The sequence below is a fragment of the Rhodocytophaga aerolata genome (genome assembly GCF_030503435.1).
In the GTDB taxonomy this organism is placed as follows: domain Bacteria; phylum Bacteroidota; class Bacteroidia; order Cytophagales; family 172606-1; genus Rhodocytophaga; species Rhodocytophaga aerolata.
In genome coordinates this window covers 133,511-153,899 of the sequence record NZ_JAUKPO010000014.1, presented here as the reverse complement: position 1 = coordinate 153,899, position 20,389 = coordinate 133,511, and the positions used below count along the sequence as shown (strand labels likewise).

Annotated in this window: 16 protein-coding genes; 4 read left to right on the top strand and 12 right to left on the bottom strand. The window is 40.5% G+C overall.

Annotation, left to right across the window (positions count from 1 at the left end; genetic code table 11):
• Nucleotides 1–40: 40 nt before the first annotated feature.
• Together bioB and sppA are read right to left on the bottom strand one after the other, a co-directional pair.
• Nucleotides 41–1,033, bottom strand: a complete 993-nt coding sequence (gene bioB / locus Q0590_RS21660) for a biotin synthase BioB (protein WP_302039699.1) — start codon at nt 1,031–1,033, stop codon at nt 41–43.
• Between the two features lie 94 nt (nt 1,034–1,127).
• Entirely contained in the window at nt 1,128–2,891 is a 1,764-nt protein-coding gene (gene sppA, locus Q0590_RS21655; RefSeq protein ID WP_302039698.1) for a signal peptide peptidase SppA, read from the bottom strand.
• A gap of 90 nt (nt 2,892–2,981) precedes the next feature.
• Between sppA and folK the strand changes: the two genes are divergently transcribed.
• Nucleotides 2,982–3,473, top strand: a complete 492-nt coding sequence (folK, locus tag Q0590_RS21650) for a 2-amino-4-hydroxy-6-hydroxymethyldihydropteridine diphosphokinase (protein WP_302039697.1) — start codon at nt 2,982–2,984, stop codon at nt 3,471–3,473.
• Here the strand turns inward: folK and Q0590_RS21645 are convergent.
• The 3 genes from Q0590_RS21645 to wrbA form a co-directional block, all read right to left on the bottom strand.
• Nucleotides 3,470–4,495, bottom strand: coding sequence for a ligase-associated DNA damage response exonuclease (locus tag Q0590_RS21645; protein ID WP_302039696.1), 1,026 nt, complete (start codon nt 4,493–4,495; stop codon nt 3,470–3,472). The two genes, folK and Q0590_RS21645, sit on opposite strands and share 4 nt — an antisense overlap.
• A 130-nt stretch (nt 4,496–4,625) precedes the next feature.
• The gene (locus Q0590_RS21640) at nt 4,626–5,066 is read right to left on the bottom strand and encodes a hypothetical protein (protein WP_302039695.1); all 441 of its coding nucleotides are present in this window, start codon (nt 5,064–5,066) and stop codon (nt 4,626–4,628) included.
• 437 nt (nt 5,067–5,503) lie between these two features.
• Complete coding sequence (wrbA, locus tag Q0590_RS21635; RefSeq protein ID WP_302039694.1) at nt 5,504–6,112, bottom strand: NAD(P)H:quinone oxidoreductase; 609 nt, start codon at nt 6,110–6,112, stop codon at nt 5,504–5,506.
• 236 nt (nt 6,113–6,348) lie between these two features.
• Between wrbA and Q0590_RS21630 the strand changes: the two genes are divergently transcribed.
• The gene (locus tag Q0590_RS21630) at nt 6,349–8,439 is read left to right on the top strand and encodes a cation:proton antiporter (RefSeq protein ID WP_302039693.1); all 2,091 of its coding nucleotides are present in this window, start codon (nt 6,349–6,351) and stop codon (nt 8,437–8,439) included.
• Here the strand turns inward: Q0590_RS21630 and Q0590_RS21625 are convergent, their stop codons facing one another.
• The 4 genes from Q0590_RS21625 to Q0590_RS21610 all read right to left on the bottom strand — a co-directional run bounded on the left by Q0590_RS21625 (nt 8,440) and on the right by Q0590_RS21610 (nt 15,017).
• Nucleotides 8,440–10,296, bottom strand: coding sequence for a T9SS type A sorting domain-containing protein (locus Q0590_RS21625; RefSeq protein WP_302039692.1), 1,857 nt, complete (start codon nt 10,294–10,296; stop codon nt 8,440–8,442).
• Nucleotides 10,297–10,446: 150 nt separating this feature from the next.
• Nucleotides 10,447–11,226: a PASTA domain-containing protein gene (locus Q0590_RS21620; RefSeq protein WP_302039691.1), complete on the bottom strand. Its 780-nt coding sequence runs from the start codon at nt 11,224–11,226 to the stop codon at nt 10,447–10,449.
• Between the two features lie 109 nt (nt 11,227–11,335).
• The gene (locus tag Q0590_RS21615; RefSeq protein WP_302039690.1) at nt 11,336–14,011 is read right to left on the bottom strand and encodes a D-alanine--D-alanine ligase family protein; all 2,676 of its coding nucleotides are present in this window, start codon (nt 14,009–14,011) and stop codon (nt 11,336–11,338) included.
• Between the two features lie 322 nt (nt 14,012–14,333).
• Entirely contained in the window at nt 14,334–15,017 is a 684-nt protein-coding gene (locus tag Q0590_RS21610) for a hypothetical protein (protein ID WP_302039689.1), read from the bottom strand.
• A 624-nt stretch (nt 15,018–15,641) separates the two neighbouring features.
• On the opposite strand from Q0590_RS21610, the gene Q0590_RS21605 reads away from it, so the two are divergent.
• Entirely contained in the window at nt 15,642–16,520 is an 879-nt protein-coding gene (locus Q0590_RS21605; RefSeq protein ID WP_302039688.1) for an SDR family oxidoreductase, read from the top strand.
• 32 nt (nt 16,521–16,552) lie between these two features.
• Here the strand turns inward: Q0590_RS21605 and Q0590_RS21600 are convergent, their stop codons facing one another.
• The 3 genes from Q0590_RS21600 to Q0590_RS21590 form a co-directional block, all read right to left on the bottom strand.
• A complete protein-coding gene (locus Q0590_RS21600) occupies nt 16,553–16,876 on the bottom strand; it encodes a hypothetical protein (protein WP_302039687.1) in 324 nt (107 codons plus the stop codon).
• Nucleotides 16,877–17,123: 247 nt separating this feature from the next.
• Nucleotides 17,124–18,020: a hypothetical protein gene (locus tag Q0590_RS21595; RefSeq protein WP_302039686.1), complete on the bottom strand. Its 897-nt coding sequence runs from the start codon at nt 18,018–18,020 to the stop codon at nt 17,124–17,126.
• 145 nt (nt 18,021–18,165) lie between these two features.
• Nucleotides 18,166–19,137, bottom strand: coding sequence for an MBL fold metallo-hydrolase (locus Q0590_RS21590; RefSeq protein WP_302039685.1), 972 nt, complete (start codon nt 19,135–19,137; stop codon nt 18,166–18,168).
• A 159-nt stretch (nt 19,138–19,296) separates the two neighbouring features.
• Here Q0590_RS21590 and Q0590_RS21585 point away from each other — a divergent pair, with 159 nt between their 5' ends.
• On the top strand, nt 19,297–20,364 hold the full coding sequence (locus tag Q0590_RS21585; protein WP_302039684.1) for an NAD(P)/FAD-dependent oxidoreductase: 1,068 nt from the start codon (nt 19,297–19,299) through the stop codon (nt 20,362–20,364).
• Nucleotides 20,365–20,389 lie beyond the last annotated feature (25 nt).

Here is a 20,389-nt window from a genome sequence, read left to right as displayed (position 1 = left end):
TAAATATCCTTTCAAATCTGCACAACATGGAGCAAATTATTTACAAAGGTATTTGTTCAAACCGAATGCTGCCTTCTCCTTTAAACGATTGGCGAGGCTTTAAGTTTAAAGTCTGAAACAACTGTTTATCGGCATCTATTTCCGGATTAGGCGTAGTTAACAGCTTGTCGCCGGCAAATATAGAGTTGGCTCCAGCCAGAAAGCATAAGGCTTGTTCTTCGGTATTCATCCGTACTCTGCCTGCTGATAAGCGTACCATCGCTTTGGGCATCAGGATACGGGCAGTAGCAATCATCCGCACCATTTCCCATACCGATACTCTTTCCTGCTCTTCTAAAGGTGTGCCTTCTACAGGAACCAGGGCATTTACTGGTACAGATTCCGGGTGTTCCGGCAGATTTACTAAGGTATGCAGCATTCCTATTCTATCTTCTACACCTTCGCCCAATCCGATAATGCCTCCTGAGCATACAGAAATTCCACTTTTCCGAACATGATCGATTGTTTCCAGGCGGTCATTATAAGTCCGGGTAGTGATTATTTTATCATAATGCTCTTCACTGGTGTCCAGGTTATGATTATAGGCATACAGGCCGGCATCTTTTAATTTCACGGCTTGTTCTTCGGTAAGCATACCCAAGGTGCAGCATACTTCCATACCCATCTGGTTTACACCTTTTACCATATCCAGTACCCGGTCAAAATCTTTGTTATCTCTTACCTCACGCCAGGCAGCACCCATGCAAAAACGGGTACTTCCCGATTCCTTCGCCCGGAGAGCTGCCGCTAAGACCTCTTCCGTAGGCAATAGCTTGTGTGCTTTTACCTGCGTATGATAACGAGCTGCTTGTGGACAATAGGCACAATCTTCGGGGCACCCGCCTGTTTTTACAGAAAGCAAGGTACATACCTGCACTTCCTGTGGATCGTGGTGCTGTCTGTGAACGGTGGCAGCTTTATAGATTAGGTCTAAAACCGGTAAATGATATAGTTCAGCTATTTCTTCTCTGGTCCAATTGTTTCTGATTTCCATAACCCATTTTGTATTGAATGCTCAAAATATTTAATGGCTAAATTGATGAAAAATTATCAATTTAGCCATTAAGGCAACTACATTAAAAATTATATTATTTAAAAACTACGTCAAAAGGCAATCTGGCTTGAATACCTTCCCATCGTTGTATTTTCTGGAATGACTTTACATAAGGAGCCATGGCACCAAACTGGCTTTCTAACAATTTAGCTTCTGCTTCATCATTCATACCTGTGAATAATTCTTCCAGAAAAGTTTTCTGTGCCGGATAATACCGAACCCGGTAATCTTTGTCAATTTTAGCTGATTTTGCCGCAATTTTTATGGCGTCGTCCAGACCGCCTAAAATATCAACTAATCCGTTTTCTTTAGCCTCTAATCCTGACCATACCCGTCCGGAAGCAATTTTACGAAGTTGTTCTACAGGCATATCGCGGCCCTGAGCTGCTTTGGTAGTAAATATGTCGTATCCTCTCTCTACACTCGTCTGAATAACTTTCCGCTCAAACTCCGAAACCGGATGGGTTGGATATCCCAGGTCAGCGTATGGACTCGTTTCAGCATTGTCTGTGGTAATGCCTAGCTTATTTTTTAGAAAGTTTTCTACATTAAACAATACCGCAAAAATACCAATGGAACCAGTAATAGTATTGGGGTTAGCTACTATGGTGTCGCAGCCCATCGCCATATAATAGCCTCCGGAAGCGGCCAGGTCAGACATAGAAGCAATTACTGGCTTTACCTTCCTGGTTTCTATTACTTCACGCCACATAACATCAGAAGCTAAGGCACTTCCACCAGGTGAATTTATTCGTAATACTACCGCTTTTACTTTTTTATCCAGGCGGACCTTTCTCAGTTCTTCGGCAATATCTTCAGAGCCTATTACCTCATCCTGATTTTTACCAGACTGAATATCACCGGAGGCAACAATAACAGCAATACGGTTATCTGCACTACCTAAGGTCAACTTCTTTTCTGCTTTGGAATACCGCGACAGTCCAATAAAATTAATTTTTTTATCTTCTTCTATCTTCAATTTACGGCGGATGCCAGAGGCTACCTGATCGTAATAAGCCACGTGGGTAATTAGCTTGTATTTTAAGGCATCTTCGGGTTCACGTATCAGCAGCGAATCTTCTATCTTTTTTAACTCTGACACTGGGATATTTCTGGTTTTGGAAATATTCTGCAAGGAGAAATTATTAATAGAATTCAGATAAGACATGGTTTGCTCCCGGCTGGGTTCGCTCATTTTCTCAAGCAGGAAAGGTTCAACTGCACTTTTATATTCGCCTACTTTAAATACTTCTGGCTTAATTTCCAGTTTATCCAACGTTCCTTTCAAAAAAAGCATTTCTGCACTAATGCCATTAAACTCCAGGCCACCTACCGGATGTACATAAATACTGTCGGCTACTGATGCCAGGTAATATCCTTTCTCTGTATAATACTCTCCGAACGCCACAATGAATTTTCCTGACTCTTTAAAATCTAGCAGGGCATTACGAATTTCTTCAATGGTTGCATAGCCACCACTCATGGACATATCCATTTCCAGGAAAATTCCTTTAATGTTATCGTCTAACTTAGCATTGGCTATGGCTTCACGTAGCTGGATCAGGCCTATGTTATTTTGCTGCCCAAAAGGAAGATTCAGTTCACTCAGCGGATCATTTTTGCTGCGTTCAACAATAGGTTTGTCGAATTTTAGTTTGAGTACAGAATTAGCCTCCACTTTTACCGGATCGCCGGAAGAAGCTGCAGAACCGATTCCTATAAAAATAACCAGCATCAGCAGCATAAAGAAGAACAAACCTACGATGGTGGCTAAAACAAATTTAAAGAATTGTAGCATGGATTAATATAATAATAAGAATGAATATTTACGTATAAAATATAGCAAATGTATATAAACAGTTGTATAAATTTGAGTACTTATACATGAATGGCAAATTTAGCATACCTGCTGCTCGGCACAAACTTAGGTAACAAACACCAGAACCTGCTTGAAGTAATGGTACATCTTTCTGAACAGGCAGGCCGGATTATAAAAACATCTTCTATTTATGAAACTATGCCCTGGGGGGTTACCGACCAGCCTGCTTACTGGAACCAGGTTTTGCTTCTTCAAACAACTCTGCTTCCGCAAGAATTGTTACAGGTAATTAATTCAATTGAAAAAGAGCTTGGGCGGGAAAGAAGAATCCGGTGGGAAGCCCGCATAATTGATATTGATATACTGTATTTTAATGATCAAATTATTGAAACAGAAACATTAAGTATTCCACATCCCAGAATTGCCAGCCGCAGATTTACACTTGTTCCGCTGGCAGAAATAGCCCCGCAGTTTGTACATCCGGTGCTTGGCAAAACTAATCAGGAATTATTAGAGCATTGTTCCGATAAGCTGGCTGTTAGTCCAATAGAAGACAATTAATCTTCTCCCTCTACCGGCACATTGTCTATACTTTCTCCTTCAAACAAAGTTTCTGCTTCATAGGCTTCTATTCCTCTTTCATTCAAATACCTGGCAAAAGCCGATTTATAACCATGCGTTACATATACCCGTTGTGCTCCGGTGGCATCAATGGCTGAAGTTAAGCCATTCCAGTCGGCATGGTCAGATAAGACAAAGCCGCGGTCCAAAGCTTTACGCCGCTTGGCTCCCCGTAACGTCATCCAGCCGGAAGCGGCAGCAGTGGCATATGGCTGGAATTTTTTGAGCCAGGGAGTCGCTAGGGCTGACGGAGGAGCTATAACTATTCCACCCCTGTATTCATCTTTAGCCAGCTCTCTATTGACACGAATGGTTGCAGGAATGTGTAGGCCATCTTTTTTTAGTGCTTCATTAGTATTCCAGATGGCCCCGTGCACAAATATTTTTCCTAGTTCGTGATTCAGGTTACATAAAATACGCTGTGCTTTACCTAAAGAATAGGCAAATACCACACTTACTTTATCCTGATTCTGATTATCTTCCCACCATTGGTTAATTTCATTCATTATCTGAGGCTGAGGTTTCCACTGATAAACAGGCAACCCAAAAGTTGATTCGGTAATAAAGGTATGGCATTTTACTGGCTCAAAAGGTTGGCTAATAAAGTCTGGTTCTGTTTTATAGTCGCCGGATGCAACCCATACTTCCCCTTCATATTCCAGCCTGATCTGGGCAGAGCCCACAATATGCCCTGCCGGGTGCAAGGTTACTTTTACGCCATGTATGTATATGGGCTCATTATAGGCTATGGTTTCCAGGTTAATATCTTCACCCAACCGTAATCTGAGCACATGTGCAGAAGTATGGTGTGCCAGGTAATAGTTGCTGCCTCTGCGGGCATGGTCGCCATGGGCGTGAGTGAGAATTGCTTTATTTACTGGTTGCCAGGGATCAATATATATATCGGCTTGCTGACAATAGATTCCTTTGGGTGTAAACTCAAGTAAATTTTTGCGGGCCATACATCTAAGTTAGTAGTAAGAGTCAAGTTTCTCTCTGCTACACTGTATACTCCGAAAAGGATGATTCTGTTTAAACTAAAAAGGCTTTCAACTGAGTTGAAAGCCTTTTTAGTTTAATGAGTCAGCTAACTTATTTGCTGATTGCCTCTTCTATAGAAGTACAGTAGCGTATATCGAATTTCTCAAATATAAAATCCGGATTATCTCTGGCAATTTTTTTTCTACCGGTAATCACACTCTGCTCAAACAATTTATCATTAGGCAATAGCTTTCTGTGCGATGCAAGGCCAACCTTATACATTTCTTCTTTCCAGATCAGATGATACCACTCCATAGAAGGCTGATGAAAAATAGTCATTTTCCGTTTATCGAAAATAAACTTAGTAATCTTTTCTTTTTTTATCAGCTCACCAATTTTAGAGAATGTTTCTTTAAAATCGGTAATAGGAATATAAGAGGTATTAACTGTACAAATAGCAATTCTTGAAGCTGGGATGAAGGAAATGGAGGCGTATTTAGTGGTCAGATACTCTTTGGACTGGAGTGTTGTTAACGTAACTTCGTTTAGCATATCAGTATACTTTTATTGATTAATAAACTGTTTGATAGGCTTAATACTGTAGCCAGTACACTATGTTTTCCACAGAAAACTACCCGGAACAAAGTGTATGTAGCGAATAAAACAAGTATGTTATAAATCCCCTATTTCAGGAGAGAAATGATCTATTTCTCCATAGCTGCACCGGGCTTAAAGCTGAATGGAGTGCTAGAGTTATGTTACCTGCAGAAAAAATATTTCAAAATTTCAGCCACTAGAAAGAGGTATAAGCAAATTTTATTAGAATAGCTACCGGTTATAGTTTTCTTCTTATCTAAGATACTGTTGGAATATGTAATACTATATTACACAAGAGATAAATACAACCATTACCAACGTATTGTAGAGCAAAAAAGCAGGCAGCAACCTTTTTAGATTGCTGCCTGCTTTTTGAAAAAACTGGTGTTGTGTTACTTCTTCCCAGCCACAAATTGAGCGGTCACTTCTGTTACACGTTTGCCCTGAAAACGGGCAGCGGCCTTCGCAGTTTCATCTGGGTTAAGTTCGCCATTATTGCTGGTAAACGAAGCCCCATACGGATTTCCCGATTGAAACATAATAGGATCAGCATAACTGGGCGCAACAATAATAGACCCCCAATGGTAAAATACGTTGTTCATGGCAGTAATAGTGGTTTCCTGCCCACCATGCTGAGTGGCCGTTGTAGCAAACGACGAAGCTATTTTATTTATTAATTTACCTTGCCCCCATAAGGGACCAGTCATGTCCATAAACTGCTTTACCTGGGCAGCAGGTAATCCGTAACGGGTAGGTGATCCTATAATTATAGCATCTGCCCATTCCAGATCTTCCAGGGTAGCCTCGTTAATATTTTGTGTTTCTTTCCGGTGTGCTGCCCACCCTTTGTTGGAATTAATAGCTTCTTCCGGAGCTAATTCTTTTACTTTTCTGAAACGGACTTCGGCGCCTGCGTTTTTAGCTCCTTCTTCTACAGCTTTGGCTAGTTCGTAAGTGGTACCGGTAGCACTGTAATAAATAATTGCAACTTTAACTGCCATAATAGGTATACATTTAAGTGTTTGTTATATCTTTTCCCAAATTTGAGAATCTATTATATGTATATACATACAACAGAGTGCTTTTGTTATACTTTTTTAGCTGATATATTCGTGGGCATAAAAAAGCTACCTATAACAGCTATTAATTTCCGGCGTCGGCCACCTGTTCAAATGATTTACACTAGGTAAAGGATTTATTTCTTCCGGTAATCAGCATTTATAACCTAACTTACTCTATGCAGTTATTGAATATTTCGTTTGAATTGCCTTTTAAGGAACCTGTTCTTGTATTTACACTTGTACTGCTTATCATTCTCTTTGCCCCGTTACTGGCCAGTAAATTACGCCTACCGGGGATTATAGGCCTTATATTATCAGGGATACTTATTGGCCCCAACGGGTTTCACTTATTAAATAGAGATATCAGCATTGTTTTATTTGGCACGGTTGGCTTACTATACATTATGTTTATTGCCGGTCTGGAGATAGACATGAATGACTTTAAAAAGAACCGGAATAAAAGCATCATTTTTGGGGTGTTATCTTTCCTGGTTTCTCAGATTTTTGGGTTTGTTGCCGGATATTATTTTCTGAAGTTCAGCATACCCGCTTCAATTTTATTTGGAAGCATGCTGGGTTCGCACACCTTGCTAGCATATCCCATAGCCAGCAAACTGGGTATTACTAAAAGCCGTTCGGCTACCATTACAGTGGGCGGCACTATTGTAGCTGACCTGCTCTCTTTGCTTGTCCTGGCAGTTATTGCAGACTCTGCCCGTGGACAGCTCAATTCTGCTTTCTGGATCAGGTTAGTTGTTTCTATGGCTATTTATGTGTTTGTAATAGTATGGGGATTGCCGCGGCTGGGAAAGTGGTTTTTCCGGAATGTGCAAAGTGAAGGAGTATCTCAATATATTTTCGTATTAGCTGCCGTGTTTGCTACAGCGTTTTTAGCTGAAGTAGCCGGACTTGAGCCCATCATTGGGGCTTTTTTAGCAGGACTGGTTCTCAACAGACTTATTCCTCACAGCTCTCCCCTGATGAACCGGATAGAATTTGTAGGAAATGCACTTTTTATACCGTTTTTCCTTATTTCAGTGGGGATGCTGGTTGATCTGAGAGTATTGGTAAATGGACTAGAAGCCTGGATAGTAGCCATTACGATGATCATTATTGCCAATGCAGGCAAATGGCTGGCAGCATTTTTTACCCAAAAGTTATTTAACTACTCTGTAGCCGAACGGAATGTAATTTTTGGGTTAAGCAATGCCAGAGCCGCAGCAACCCTTACTGCCGTATTGATAGGCTATGATTTAGGTATTTTGAATGAAAATGTATTGAATGGAACAATACTTATGATCCTGGTAACATGTGTGGTCAGTTCACTGGTGGTGGAAAAAGCCGGCAGAAAGTTAGCTATTATTGAAAGCCAGCAAATGCCCGACCTGAGCAGTTCGCCTAACCGGATTCTAGTGCCTATTTCCAACCCGGCAACCATTGAGCATTTGATAGATTTTGCCATTCTGATTAAAGAACCTCATTCGCATGAGCCAATTTATCCTCTGGCCGTAGTAAAAGATGCCGAAGACACTGATGCACAGCTGATGGCAAGCAACAAAATGCTGCAAAAAGCTATTTTACATGCCTCAGCTACAGAAAATGCCGTACAATTAGTGTCCCGGATAGATATTAACATTGCCAGTGGAATTTTACGTGCCATGCGTGAGCTCATGATTACAGAAGTAGTGATCGGCTGGAATGGCAAAGTAACGGCCCGAGAGCGAATGTTTGGCAGTATATTGGATAATCTACTGGAGGAAAGTCACCAGATGATTATGGTATGTAAAATACTGCATCCGCTCAACACTATGGAACGGTTGATAGTTGCCGTAGCCCCTAATGCTGAAAAAGAAAAAGGATTTTTTGGCTGGGTAAATAATATCAGAGTTATCGCCCGGCAGATTGGCACCAAAGTACAATTCTATTCGACCGTTAAAACAGCCGGAGCTTTGCAATCCGTTTTAAATGCCTCTAAACCAACGATTGAAGCTAGTTTTAAAACATTTGATGATTGGGAACACTTCTCTGATCTGGGAAAAGAAATTACAACGAGTGATCTGTTTATGGTAGTGAGTGCCCGGCAGGAAACAGTTTCCTATACGACTGTACTGGATAGAATTCCTAAGAAACTGGCCAGGGATTTTGATGATATCAGTTTTGTTATTGTTTATCCGCAACAAAGTGTTTCCACCAATCTAAATACAGCAATGCCCATAACTGTAGATAGTACTAAAGAAGAAGATTCAGATTCTTCCATCTACAAATAATTACTTCTGCACCATAATTTTCCGGATGATGGTACGGTTGTTCAGCCTGATATGTAATACATACATTCCATTAACCAGGTCTGAAACGTCTAACGTAAGTTGAGCATCGGGTGTATACACCCGTCTTGTTACTTGTCTTCCCAGTATATCAAAAACCTGTATTTGCGAAACTCCAGGAAACTCCCAGGATATTCTGTCACTGGCAGGGTTAGGATAGAGCACAAAAGCTTTGGCTAGTTGCTCCTCTTCTTGCTCATCAATACCTACTGTAGTCACCTGCCCAAATACCGGACGAATCATGGCACTACCTTGCACTGTGGTATTCTGTATCCATTCATCGGCTGTATTATAGAACAACTGGCTACCTGAATCGGTGTTTTTATCCAGGCCCACAGCCAATATATCATTTGTATTCTGCTGCCACCCTACATAAAAAGTGTCCGATACGATAATTGCCGGCAACAACTTGTATTCTATAAATTTATTCAATGTATCAGCAAATCGTACAGGTTCACTTTTTTCATATAATACAGAACTTTGTAAGTTATCCAGCTGGCTCCATACCCGGAGTACAAATGTTTGTCCCCGCTGATTAGTCTCCAGTTGGGTAAAATAGATGCGCACCGCCGAAATAGTATCAGGCGTATTTACATAAAACTTACTGGCTACCCGTCCTTGCCTTTGCCTTACGCCTACGCCATATTCTGCCGTGCCATCATCATAGGCATAATAATCTTTTAACACAGTAATTCCCGAGATGGTATCATTCCGCCGTAAGTCAATTGGGGGAATGGCCGTGGCATCGTCTCCAGCATTGATCTGGAAAGTATATTGGAGCCTTAAGGAATCTCCTGAAAAACGGCTGATAAGGTCAGCAGGTATAGGAGCTGCAATTTCCTGCGTTTGACGGGACTCTACCGGAATATCGGCCACTGGTCTGGAAAATATATAGGGCGCCTCATTGCCTAGCAAGTTTCGGACAGAAAAGGTATAAGGAGCAAATATACCTCTGAACTGCAAGTTATAAATAGATGTACGCATTTCTGGCACTAATAGACCTGCAGGATTAGCCCGGTACTGTACTAGGGGCATGGCTGTATACGTGTTCAGTAGTGAACTTAATGGATTGGTAAGGGCCACATCCCGCACATAGATATCATTGGCATTTCTGCCCCGGTTTAGGTACACATAATCTATATGCCAGGTATCGTAAGCCCCCGATGGGCGGCCAAAAGCCCTGAAACGGAACTGGAACCCACTATGAAAATACCCAGGAGATGCTACCCCAACTATCTCTTGTTGAAAACTGACTGTAGTTATTCCTTTAAAACTGCGTACTACCTGCCATACACTATTTACGTCTTTAAACTCCAGTACCAGTGAATCTGTGGCATCCGGAACTTCTCCCAATCCGGTGGCTTGCCAGAAAAAGCTTAAAAATACGCCTGCATTCTCCAGCCCGGCCAAGTTGATGGACTTTGAAGTAAGAGTATCAGCGGAAATCTGGGCAAGCCGTTGATCAAAATTATAAGGTCTGCCCAGAAAGTTTAGTCCATCTAGCGTAGCTACTCCTTTGCTGGGTGGGTTTACTGCATAGTTAGTATTTACTACCGCACCACCTTTACTATGCCATAGATTTATATCCGGAAAACTTCCATTCGCAGCATAGGTAGAAAAATCATCAAAAAAGGGCAAGCCGATGGTATCTGCTTGTACTCTGGCATTTCGAAGGGAAGCACTTGCTTTTTGGGTAACCGGATGTTGAAGGGGAAATACTTCCAACTGCGCAAAGGCAGGGAAGCATATACTTACCCAGCAACAAATAAAAAGTATACTTTTGCTAAGAATTACCTTCATAGGAACAGAAATAGCGCAAGCTTTCTGTCTTGCGCTATCTGGTACATATACGTTAGGGTACTGGTACGTAGTCATGAGGAGGAATTACGGAGAGATAACGAAAAAAACACTATTTCCTTATCCGCTACATCTTTTCATTTGCAGATCAACCTAATTAGCGGGCGGAGTACCGGAAGTCTCCAGCCATATATCCATTACTTCGCCTTCACGGATGGTATTGCCTTGCACCGCTGCCGGATTCTGCCTTACTACTTTACTATCTGGCGCAGGTTCGGTACCAGGAGGCAATATGCTACCAATTACCAGGTTTGATCCTTCAATAATTAATTTTGCTTCTTCATAGGTTTTACCTACCACATCCGGAATCTGGAAATCTGTGTTACCCCGGCCATCAGCAACGGTTAAGTCAATGGTAGAGCCTTTTGGAATACGGTCACCAACTTTTATTTCTTTGCCTTTAAATTCTTGTTTTAATACTAAGTTTTGAGCAAGATGTGGGACATATTTAATTTTTCCTACTTGTAACTCATAACTCTGCAACAACATCTCGGCACTTTTCAGCGAAATATCCACCACTTTGGGCATTTCCACATTCGGCGGATTATTGGTGGTAACAGTGATATAGATTTTGCGGTTCTCTTTCACCTTCTCCCCTGACTTGGGATATTGCGTAAGCACAATAGATGGCGGCTTATTCAGCAAAAAGGTAGAATCGTTAATTTCATACCGCAGATCATGATCTTCCAGAAAAGCTTCTACATCTGCCACCTTCATCCCGGTAAGATCAGGTACGGTAATAGATTCCAGATGATTGGTAGTATTAGGCAGGTACACGAAAAAGAATCCTAATACAATAATGGCTAGTATGCTAAGCATAATACCCACATGTATCAGTACATCTTTAAAAGAATTTGTTTTAATATAAATCATTTTAGATTGACGAATGATTAGTAATTAATGATTAGTAAAAATAACGATTGCTGACAAACAATTAATATAACGACCACACAATGATTAATTAATCACTGGTCATTACGCGTTATCCATTACTTAAAGCTCTTTTCTTCATACCAAAATCCAGAATCGCATCTATGAAATGATACGGCTTATAGCCATTTAATGCAGTCTGGTGGAAGATACAAGTTGCTGGTGTCATACCAGGTAAAGAGTTTACTTCGATAATAATAGTCTCTGCCCGGTTATTCTCATAAATCCGCACAAAAGCATCTATACGGGCATACCCTTCTACCTGCAATATTTGTGCAGCTTTCTTTAAGGTTTCCCGTACCTGCGCCGAGATAATTTTACTAGCTTCTTTATCTTTAGCGTACCGGGCCGGAGTAATGTTCTGTCCTTCGCCTGCCAGGAATTTTTCTTCCAGAGACAGTACTTCGCCTACAGCTAAGGTTTCGGAAGGCTCAAATACTTCATACACCAGATTTCCTTGGTCATCCAGTTTGGTAAGCAAACCACCGGTAACTTCCAGAAAATGCTTAGCTCCATTGGCAGTGATTAAATCTTCGATCAGGAAGTAACTCTTTTGCGGGAACTCTTCATTCCGCTTAAGGGAAAGCACTTGTACCGGACCAGATAGGAACTCTGGTGTTTCGCGGAACATCATCTGTGCAAAAGCAATTAACTCTTGCCGGTTCTTAATCTTCTTTACAGCTGAACTACACCCATCATCGGCAGGCTTGGCAATAATCGGATAATTAAATTCCGATTCAATTTTTTTAATCAGCCCTTCTTGATTTGCCTGCCATTCATTTTTATAAACTAAGGTATGGTTAGCTACTGAAATGCCATGCTGACGAAGCAAACGGTTGGTTTCGTATTTGTTAATAGTAATGCGTGAGCTTTCTACACCAGATCCATTGTAGGGAAGTCCTACTCTTTCCAGTTCGGTTTGTACAGCACCGTCTTCTCCTGGTCTTCCGTGCAAAGCAATAAATACGACATCAACCATCTCTGCTAATTCTTCATACCCGATAGCTTGCGGATACTCAATGGCATTGCCTACATATTTGCTGGTAATCCCTTTGGCTTCTGCTACAATGCGTTTAATTACCGGATGCTTCTCATTCGGTGCATGCACTTTCTCCCGGATATCATCAGCATTATCTTTCAGCATAATATTGATAGGCATCACATATAACTCATGTTGCTGCTCATTACCAGTGAGGAAAACAGGAATTGGTTGGTATTTAACAGAAGAACTTAGCTTTTCATAGATGTTGCGGCCGCTTTCTACGGAGATATGTCTTTCTGATGAAAAACCTCCCATAATCACAGCTGCCCGGATCTTTTCGGTAGAAGCAGTTTGCAGGGCCAGTATGTTGGCATCTAAGGCATCTAAACTTTTTTGTAAGCGGATATTGGCTTTCCCGGTTTTAATCCGTTCAGCAATAGATGTACGGATAATATAGGTTAAGAACTGGGATGGATTTAAGCCTATTTCTGCTGCCTGATGGAAGAAGAAAGAAGAAGGAAGCATACCAGATGTGGTATTTGGATCGTTCAAAAATACTTCTCCCAGGCTATTAACGAAGCCATCTATCCGGGCATATACATTAAACTGCAATTGCTCAAACAAACGGCAGCATTCTGTTCTGATTTTTTCAATATGTGCATCGGGAATGTTGATAGGGGTTACCTTGCGGCTCATACCTGGCAGGTATTTGGAACGGTAATCAAACAGGTCGGTACCTTTAATGATCTCGGTAGGCGGCAGAGCAATAGGTTTGCCATTTTCATCCTGCACCACAATACACGAAAACTCTTTGCCGGGGATAAACGATTCCAGCAACACAGACTCTTCGCCATTTACGTTCATCAATACTGTTTTCTCAGCCTTGGTCGTATTCAGGTAATTGAATAGATCTTCCGGGTGATAGATTAACTGGTCATTGGCATATATTGGCAGACCAATACCTTCCCGGATATCTGCCAATGTAGTGATAAATTTCACTTTTTGTGTTTCCGAGTACTCATTCCATGTACTGGCATACACTTCTTGAATAAATAAACTCCGGTTTACGGCTGCTACAAAACGTTCATTATCTTTTTCAGAAAGGACAGACACGCCTATAGAAGATCCCTGGTTAGGGGCTTTAATTACAAACGGAAGCCCTATTTTGTGAACAAGCTTCTCCAATAGATCACCCTTATATTCTGTACTGAGCCACTCTTTGCGGGTAAAGGTAGCTGTTTTAGGAGAAGCAAAACCGGCATTCCGCATAAGGTCTTTCTGTACTTGCTTGTTTATACCAATAGCCGAAGAAAGAATACCTGAACCAGAATACGGAATATTATACCATTCTAATAAGCCTTGTATATTACCATCTTCCCCAAAAGGTCCATGCAAGGTAAGGAAGGCAAAATCAAAATAGTGTTTGAACTCATCCGGACTGATTTTTTTGCCTACCTGATTAATGATTGACTCATATTCCTCATGGCTCAACTCTCCTAACGACTCAATATATATCTGGAATTGATGAGTAGAAGCTGGTAGTGCACCTACAGGCGGATAAAAATCGCGGATAGTACCTTTATAAATATACTCCCAGTTTAATAATATAAAGTTGCCTAAACTGTCTACAAATACAGGTATGGCTTCAAATAAACTTTTATTCAGGTTGTCGTATACGGTTCTGCCACCGGCGAAGGAGATCTCACGTTCCCGGGACTGACCTCCGAAAAATATTCCTATTTTCATCAATGCAAATGTACTAAGTATTTAAATGAAATTTATTACGAAAAAATTGATTATCATACAGGTATTGCAGGACCTATGATGCTATAAATTAGTGCATGCCTGTAATTAGTTTGTTTAGTATCTACTACCAGGAGAGATACTTATTCACTTACAAAGAGAATGAATTGCAGAAAAGCAATGCCGGTTTTGGCAAGTGTTTTATTAAAAACAAAGCTAATCTACGCAGCTTCTTAGCAATAATTATGTCTGCTTTCAAAAGCTTATGATAGGAGAATACGATGGTATTTTTCATACGATACTTTCTCTTACCTATCTGTTACTTCTAAGCTGCTATACTTTTTTCTTCCCGGCGGGTTTTTCGTAAAAAAGAAATATCAAAATAGGTTTTTACCTGATCAGTCTGTTCTACATTTTCTAATAATATATGCAGCAAGTTTTTATATAGCTGAAGTGCTAATGCTTTTTTACGCGCTTTGCTTTCGCCAGACATGCCTTTTACACTTCCGATGGCTTGTAATTGCTGCGTGCGGCTGGCTGTATAAATATCTAATAAACTTTGTGCTTCTTTCGCTATTTCTTTGCCTACGGTAGCACTATGTAGCTGTGCCGCTTTTATAAAACGTTCGGCCAGTAATTGAATATTCTTTTTAGAAGCTAAGCGGTACTCACTCAACCCCAGCGGAAAAAACTCCTGGTAAACAGATGTTTTTTTAGGAAATTTATCAGCAATTACGCCTTCTTTCCGGGATATATAGGTTTTTAAATTGGCGATAGCCTCGTTTGTGCTTACTGTTTTACTTTCTTTGGTAGAACTTGTGCCGCTGCTAGTAGTTATTGTACTAATATAGGCCTGATACAGGGGTTCTGTCTGTAAGATTAAACTTTCAAACCTGTTGCCGGTATTATTCGCTTTTAAACGTTCCAGATGTGTGGCTGCCAGTTTATTGAAATTTGCCTCACTGGTCTGTAAGTTGATAAACGGATTTCTTAAATGATTGAGAAACATATGTTTTTGCCTGATAATATTCTGATTGAATTTACCAGGTAGAGCCATAGCATCCAAAAAAACAGTAGCGAAGGAAATATAAGTATAACCTGTAGGAGTGAGAAAGCATGTAAAACTAGCTGTATAGCAATACCTATGTACATAAGCGCCTAAAAACTTACTTTCCAGTTCCTCCGGCTTTATTTGATATATAGAAAATGTCTTTTTCTATGCTTGCTTCTTATCTGGGTAGCATGAATACAGGTTGTCGCTACTTACCAAGAATTAATAGTTGAATTAAACTATTTTTTTGCCTGATCCTAACTACTCTTTACAGGCTAAATTGTTGTTGGCATATATACTTTAACAGGTAGGATCAGTTAAAAATATATTATCTATGTTATTGTAGCGATTAGTAGGTGACATAAAGCAATAATGGGTCTTATGTATATACTTAGCATTGTCAACAATTATTTATATACGCATGTTCATTGTCAAGTTCAGGCATTGTATCTATACTTTATAACTGGTGAGAGTTTATATGCCGTAGCTAGCAGAAGTTTTTTATAGATCTTACACTCCGATGAAAAGAAAAGAATATATTGAAAGCAGATATCTAGTGTACCAGATTCCCACTTTTAATTGATGCAGCCAATTTCTAAAATAGTTATTATCGGAGCAACAGGCATGTTAGGAAAGCCAGTTACCCAGGAATTACTTACGGCAGGTTTCAAGGTTACCATTGTAGCCCGGGATATAGAAAAAGCGAAACTCCTTTTCCCGGCTGCATCTGTTATAGAAGGAGATTTGCATAACAAAAGCAGCTTAATTAAAGCCTTCACCGGACAAGAAGCTGTTTATTGTAATCTAAATATACCACAATCGGCTAAGCCTCATGTGTGGTTACCGGAGAGAGAAGGCCTGAATAATTTACTAGAAGCAGCTCATCAGACTGGCATTCGGTGTATTAGCCTGATTTCTTCGGTGGTTATGAATTACCAGGGAATGAATGGGTTTCAATGGTGGGTATTTGATGTAAAGCAGCAAGCTGTACGTAAAATAAAACAGTCTGGTATACCTTACCTGATTTTTTATCCTTCCACGTTTATGGATAATTTTTTATATACCTACCGGCGTGGAAACAATATATTACTTGCCGGAACATCGCATGCGCCGATGTATTATATAGCAGCGGAAGATTATGGAAAACAAGTGGCCAGCGCTTTTAAAAATTACCAGGGAGAAAGCAAAGAGTATGTAGTGCAAGGCTTGGAACCTTACACGGCTGACCAGGCAGCAAAAGTATTTATATCCAATTATACCAAGGCTAACCTACATGTACTAAAGGCTCCTTTAGGTTTACTGAAGATTCTGGGCAATTTCAGTCTGCAAATCCATTATGGTGTACATATTATAGAGGCATTAAATAATTATCCGGAGAAATTTACAGCAAAGGTTACCTGGGAGGAATTAGGCAGACCTACAGTAACGCTGAAGGAGTTTGCAGAAAAGCATAGCCACTAGCCATCAGACAGGCATGCATACGTTTGCTTTGGTTATTTTACGCGGTTGTAAGGCATTTCTTCAATACCTAGCGTAGTTAGGGCCGGATTAAGCTCTTTGGTGACAATTTGTACCCGGAAAACCTTATTACCTCCCACTTCAAAGTCCCGGGTATACTTGTCTCTTAATTGCAGGCTTCTGTACACCGATGAATATGTTACGCGTATGGGCCATCCGTTTAATGCCAGCACGCTTGTCAGGCACTCGATGGTTTTTCGCAAATTTGAGAAATACGCATAATGGGTTTCTTTTTTGCGGATTGTGTTAAGGGAGCCAATAGGAATTACGGCCATTTCGTATACGTGCTTTGTCTTCATAGTAGGAGCGATAGTTATATTTACAGAATTACCGGTTAGTATATATGGCGATCTACAAAACCGTGACTTTATAGCATGGATAAACTCTATGATTTGAATATATATTATTTTGAAAAATAATGCAACTATTTTTCAAGCATGCAATAAATGGGATCGTTTTGTTGTTATAGAGTCATAATATAAAAAAGAAAAAACAAAAAAGCCACTCCATACCCTGGAGTGGCTTTTTTTATGGCTTACTTAAGGTTTAATTTTTATTGTCTGCCGGTTTGGTGGTGTCTCCTTCGGCAGCGTTTTCTTTAGGCTCTATATCTTTATCATCGGCATCATTTGCATTGCTACCAGATAATACAAAATTCAGCACGTCTTTTTTAGTCTCATATTCTTGCTGCAATGCTTGTTTTAAGCCGGCGCTATTAGCCATAAAATCATTTACGCCTTTCCGTACAGCCATTAAGGTAGTATCGCTTATACTTCCTACTACTACTTTCTGCTCACCCTGCACCTGGCTGGCACCTTTCATAAAATCATCTTTCATGCCGGCAGATTTGTTGTAGTTGGTCAATATGGTAGCATAGCTGAAGGCTTCTGCAATAGGATGAGGAGTTCCCTGAAGTTGAGCCATATTATCAATGCCTGCACCAATTTTCCATTTGATATTACCATCTGCGCCTACAGCATCTGCATGGAAAAATTTAGCGGCAATAGTTGCCAGCTCATCCACACTCATTGTATCCTTGGTGAAGGTTTCTCCTTTGATTTCACTGTCTTTAGAAGCCAAGAAATGGCCCGCCATTTCTATGAAAGCTTTATTAAAGGTAGAATCTGCTTGTAAAGAGGCAATATAGGCTTTGTCTAAAGCAGCCGGATCACCTGTTAAGGAATTCATTTTTGTTGTATCCAAGGTAGTATAATTATCTACCAGATAGTCTATCATGCGAGGATTGTTATTTACCATGTCTGCGAGAAAATGACTGGCAGGCAATTTTTTTATGCCCTTTGTAATCTTCTTCTGGTCACCGGCAGCAGTTACTTTTGCGGTGAAGATTTTTCCATAATCTTTAATAATTGCCTCTTTGGTATACACAGCCAGGCTTCCTACAAAAAACAATCCTGCTAAAAAGGACAATAGCGCAATTTTCATAAGTTGTAAAGGTGTTAAGGGTTATAGACTAATTTATATGTGTTTAAACTTCAAAATATACTATTTTATTGTTGTAATTTATTAAACAAGAGCACATTATTTTTTTTAACTCCTCTAACGTTTACTTACTGAAAATGTTAAATGACTATAGTGATTCCGTGTTTTTATACCGGACGAATGCTAAAAGAACTGCGGCCGCTAAGGTGGTAAAACCAATACTTAGCAGTACTTTTTCAGTCTGGCTCATAATAGGCGGAGGCACCGAAACTATACCATATTCATCTGTTACAGCAGGTTTTGGCACATATCTTCCTCTATCCGGAACAGCTAGCTTGCCGAAATGTTTTGATAGATTTTCTAATTCTTCCAGTAATATTTGTCCACGCATGGGCATCCCATGGCCGGTAGCTGCTGTGTTTGGATGCAGATTGGCTAAATCCTGCACCGACCATTGAGCAGCACGCCAATCACTGGTGAAATAGGCAGGTGGTCCATGTACTTCCTTCTTCTGAGTAATTACTGCTAGAGCAGATTCTGCATGTCTGGTAACAAAAGCATCTCCGGCTATTAAGGTACGGTCCGACTCCCGGAAAAAAGAAACGTGCCCTGCGGTATGTCCCGGCGTGTGAATCCAACGCCAATCGGATAAACCTGGCACAGAGCCATCTAATGGCAAGGGGCGTATATATTTGCTGACATCTATCGGGCCTCTGGGATATGCCCAGGCTAGATATGCCATAGCTCCTCCTCCTACTGTAGGATCTGGTGGCGGATATTTGGAACGGCCAGTAACGTAGGGCATCTCTAAGGGATGTGCATAAATAGGTACGTTCCACTCCTGGGCAAGGTCTACTAATGATCCTACATGGTCGAAGTGCCCGTGGGTTAATAAGATAGCTTCAGGCCGGTTTCCTTCACCAAAATACTGCTCAGCTACCTTTTTTATTTTACCCGAATATCCCTTCAACCCTGCATCTACTAACACCCATGCATTGGAATACTCATTGGCTCTTACCAAATAAGCATTCACAAATATCATTTTTATTCCAATAATTCCAGGGCTTACCGTGAATACACTGCGTTGACCGGCTCTGGTAAATTTGCTTTTCGTTTGCATACTATGATCTCCTGTATCAATACCTATACTGGTTTGTAAATCGTTAACTCGGCAGTATATGGGTTAAACATTTTGGATGTACGGCTAAATGCGTATGTTCGTTTAATTTTTTAGACAAAGAATTTTGTTTAACTCAAACTTCCATATACTATTCTTGACATGAAGGTAGATTATCTTATAGTTGGCCAAGGTATAGCGGGTACTGTACTATCGTATATGCTGATCCGGCAAGGATACCAGGTAATGGTACTTGATAGTGGCTCAACATATACTTCCTCTCAGGTAGCAGCTGGCATTTTTAATCCGGTTACGGGCAAACGTTTGGTAAAAACCTGGGAAGCCGATAAGATATTCCCATTTCTGGAGGCATTTTATACCGGCATGGAAAAAGTACTGGGTGCCAAACTTTTCTATCCGATGCCTATTTACCGGCCGTATAAAACCATAGAAGAGCAAAATTCCTGGACAGCCAAAACATCTTCACCAGATCTTGTTCCTTATACAGATACACAGGTAAACAATAGTGCTTATTCAAAGTTTATACATAATCCGTACGGAGGCATGCTTATTAAGCATTCTGGCTATATTGATATACCGGTTATGCTACAGGCACACCAGAAATATTTGATAGACCAGAAATCTTACCTGCAAAAAGTTTTCACGTATACAGATGTAGAAGTGCTTGATGGACAAGTAGTCTGGCAGGGCATACAGGCAAAAAAAATATTGTTTTGTGAAGGCACTTATAACACAAAAAATCCGTATTTCCATTGGCTGCCTTTCGAGCAGGTAAAGGGTGAATTATTGATCGTACATATCCCGGGTATACAGCTGGATCATATAATTAACCGGGGAATTTTCATCTTGCCTTTACAGGATGACTTATACAAAGTAGGAGCTACGTATGAGTGGGATAATTTAACCTGGGAAACTACCAAAGAAGCTGAACAAGAACTTACAGATAAACTAAAAGAGTTGATAAAAGTACCGTTTACCATAATAGATCATCAGGCAGGTATACGACCTGCCAGCGCTGACCGCCGACCGTTTATAGGTCTTCATCCGGAGTATCCGGTTTTTGGAATTTTCAATGGTTTGGGTACCAAAGGAGTTTCCCTGGCTCCCTATCTGGCACATCTTTTTATGGAGCACCTGAACAAGAACAAAGAATTGGATAAAGAAGTACACATAAACCGGTACTTTTCGTTATATTACAAATCTAAGTAATACTAGTACTATCTAAACCATATAC

Coding starts and splice junctions, on each gene's coding strand:
- bioB (WP_302039699.1), bottom strand. CDS start 1,033: ATGGAAATCAGAAACAATTGGACCAGAGAAGAAATAGCTGAACTATAT.
- sppA (WP_302039698.1), bottom strand. CDS start 2,891: ATGCTACAATTCTTTAAATTTGTTTTAGCCACCATCGTAGGTTTGTTC.
- folK (WP_302039697.1), top strand. CDS start 2,982: ATGGCAAATTTAGCATACCTGCTGCTCGGCACAAACTTAGGTAACAAA.
- Q0590_RS21645 (WP_302039696.1), bottom strand. CDS start 4,495: ATGGCCCGCAAAAATTTACTTGAGTTTACACCCAAAGGAATCTATTGT.
- Q0590_RS21640 (WP_302039695.1), bottom strand. CDS start 5,066: ATGCTAAACGAAGTTACGTTAACAACACTCCAGTCCAAAGAGTATCTG.
- wrbA (WP_302039694.1), bottom strand. CDS start 6,112: ATGGCAGTTAAAGTTGCAATTATTTATTACAGTGCTACCGGTACCACT.
- Q0590_RS21630 (WP_302039693.1), top strand. CDS start 6,349: ATGCAGTTATTGAATATTTCGTTTGAATTGCCTTTTAAGGAACCTGTT.
- Q0590_RS21625 (WP_302039692.1), bottom strand. CDS start 10,296: ATGAAGGTAATTCTTAGCAAAAGTATACTTTTTATTTGTTGCTGGGTA.
- Q0590_RS21620 (WP_302039691.1), bottom strand. CDS start 11,226: ATGATTTATATTAAAACAAATTCTTTTAAAGATGTACTGATACATGTG.
- Q0590_RS21615 (WP_302039690.1), bottom strand. CDS start 14,011: ATGAAAATAGGAATATTTTTCGGAGGTCAGTCCCGGGAACGTGAGATC.
- Q0590_RS21610 (WP_302039689.1), bottom strand. CDS start 15,017: ATGTTTCTCAATCATTTAAGAAATCCGTTTATCAACTTACAGACCAGT.
- Q0590_RS21605 (WP_302039688.1), top strand. CDS start 15,642: ATGCAGCCAATTTCTAAAATAGTTATTATCGGAGCAACAGGCATGTTA.
- Q0590_RS21600 (WP_302039687.1), bottom strand. CDS start 16,876: ATGAAGACAAAGCACGTATACGAAATGGCCGTAATTCCTATTGGCTCC.
- Q0590_RS21595 (WP_302039686.1), bottom strand. CDS start 18,020: ATGAAAATTGCGCTATTGTCCTTTTTAGCAGGATTGTTTTTTGTAGGA.
- Q0590_RS21590 (WP_302039685.1), bottom strand. CDS start 19,137: ATGCAAACGAAAAGCAAATTTACCAGAGCCGGTCAACGCAGTGTATTC.
- Q0590_RS21585 (WP_302039684.1), top strand. CDS start 19,297: ATGAAGGTAGATTATCTTATAGTTGGCCAAGGTATAGCGGGTACTGTA.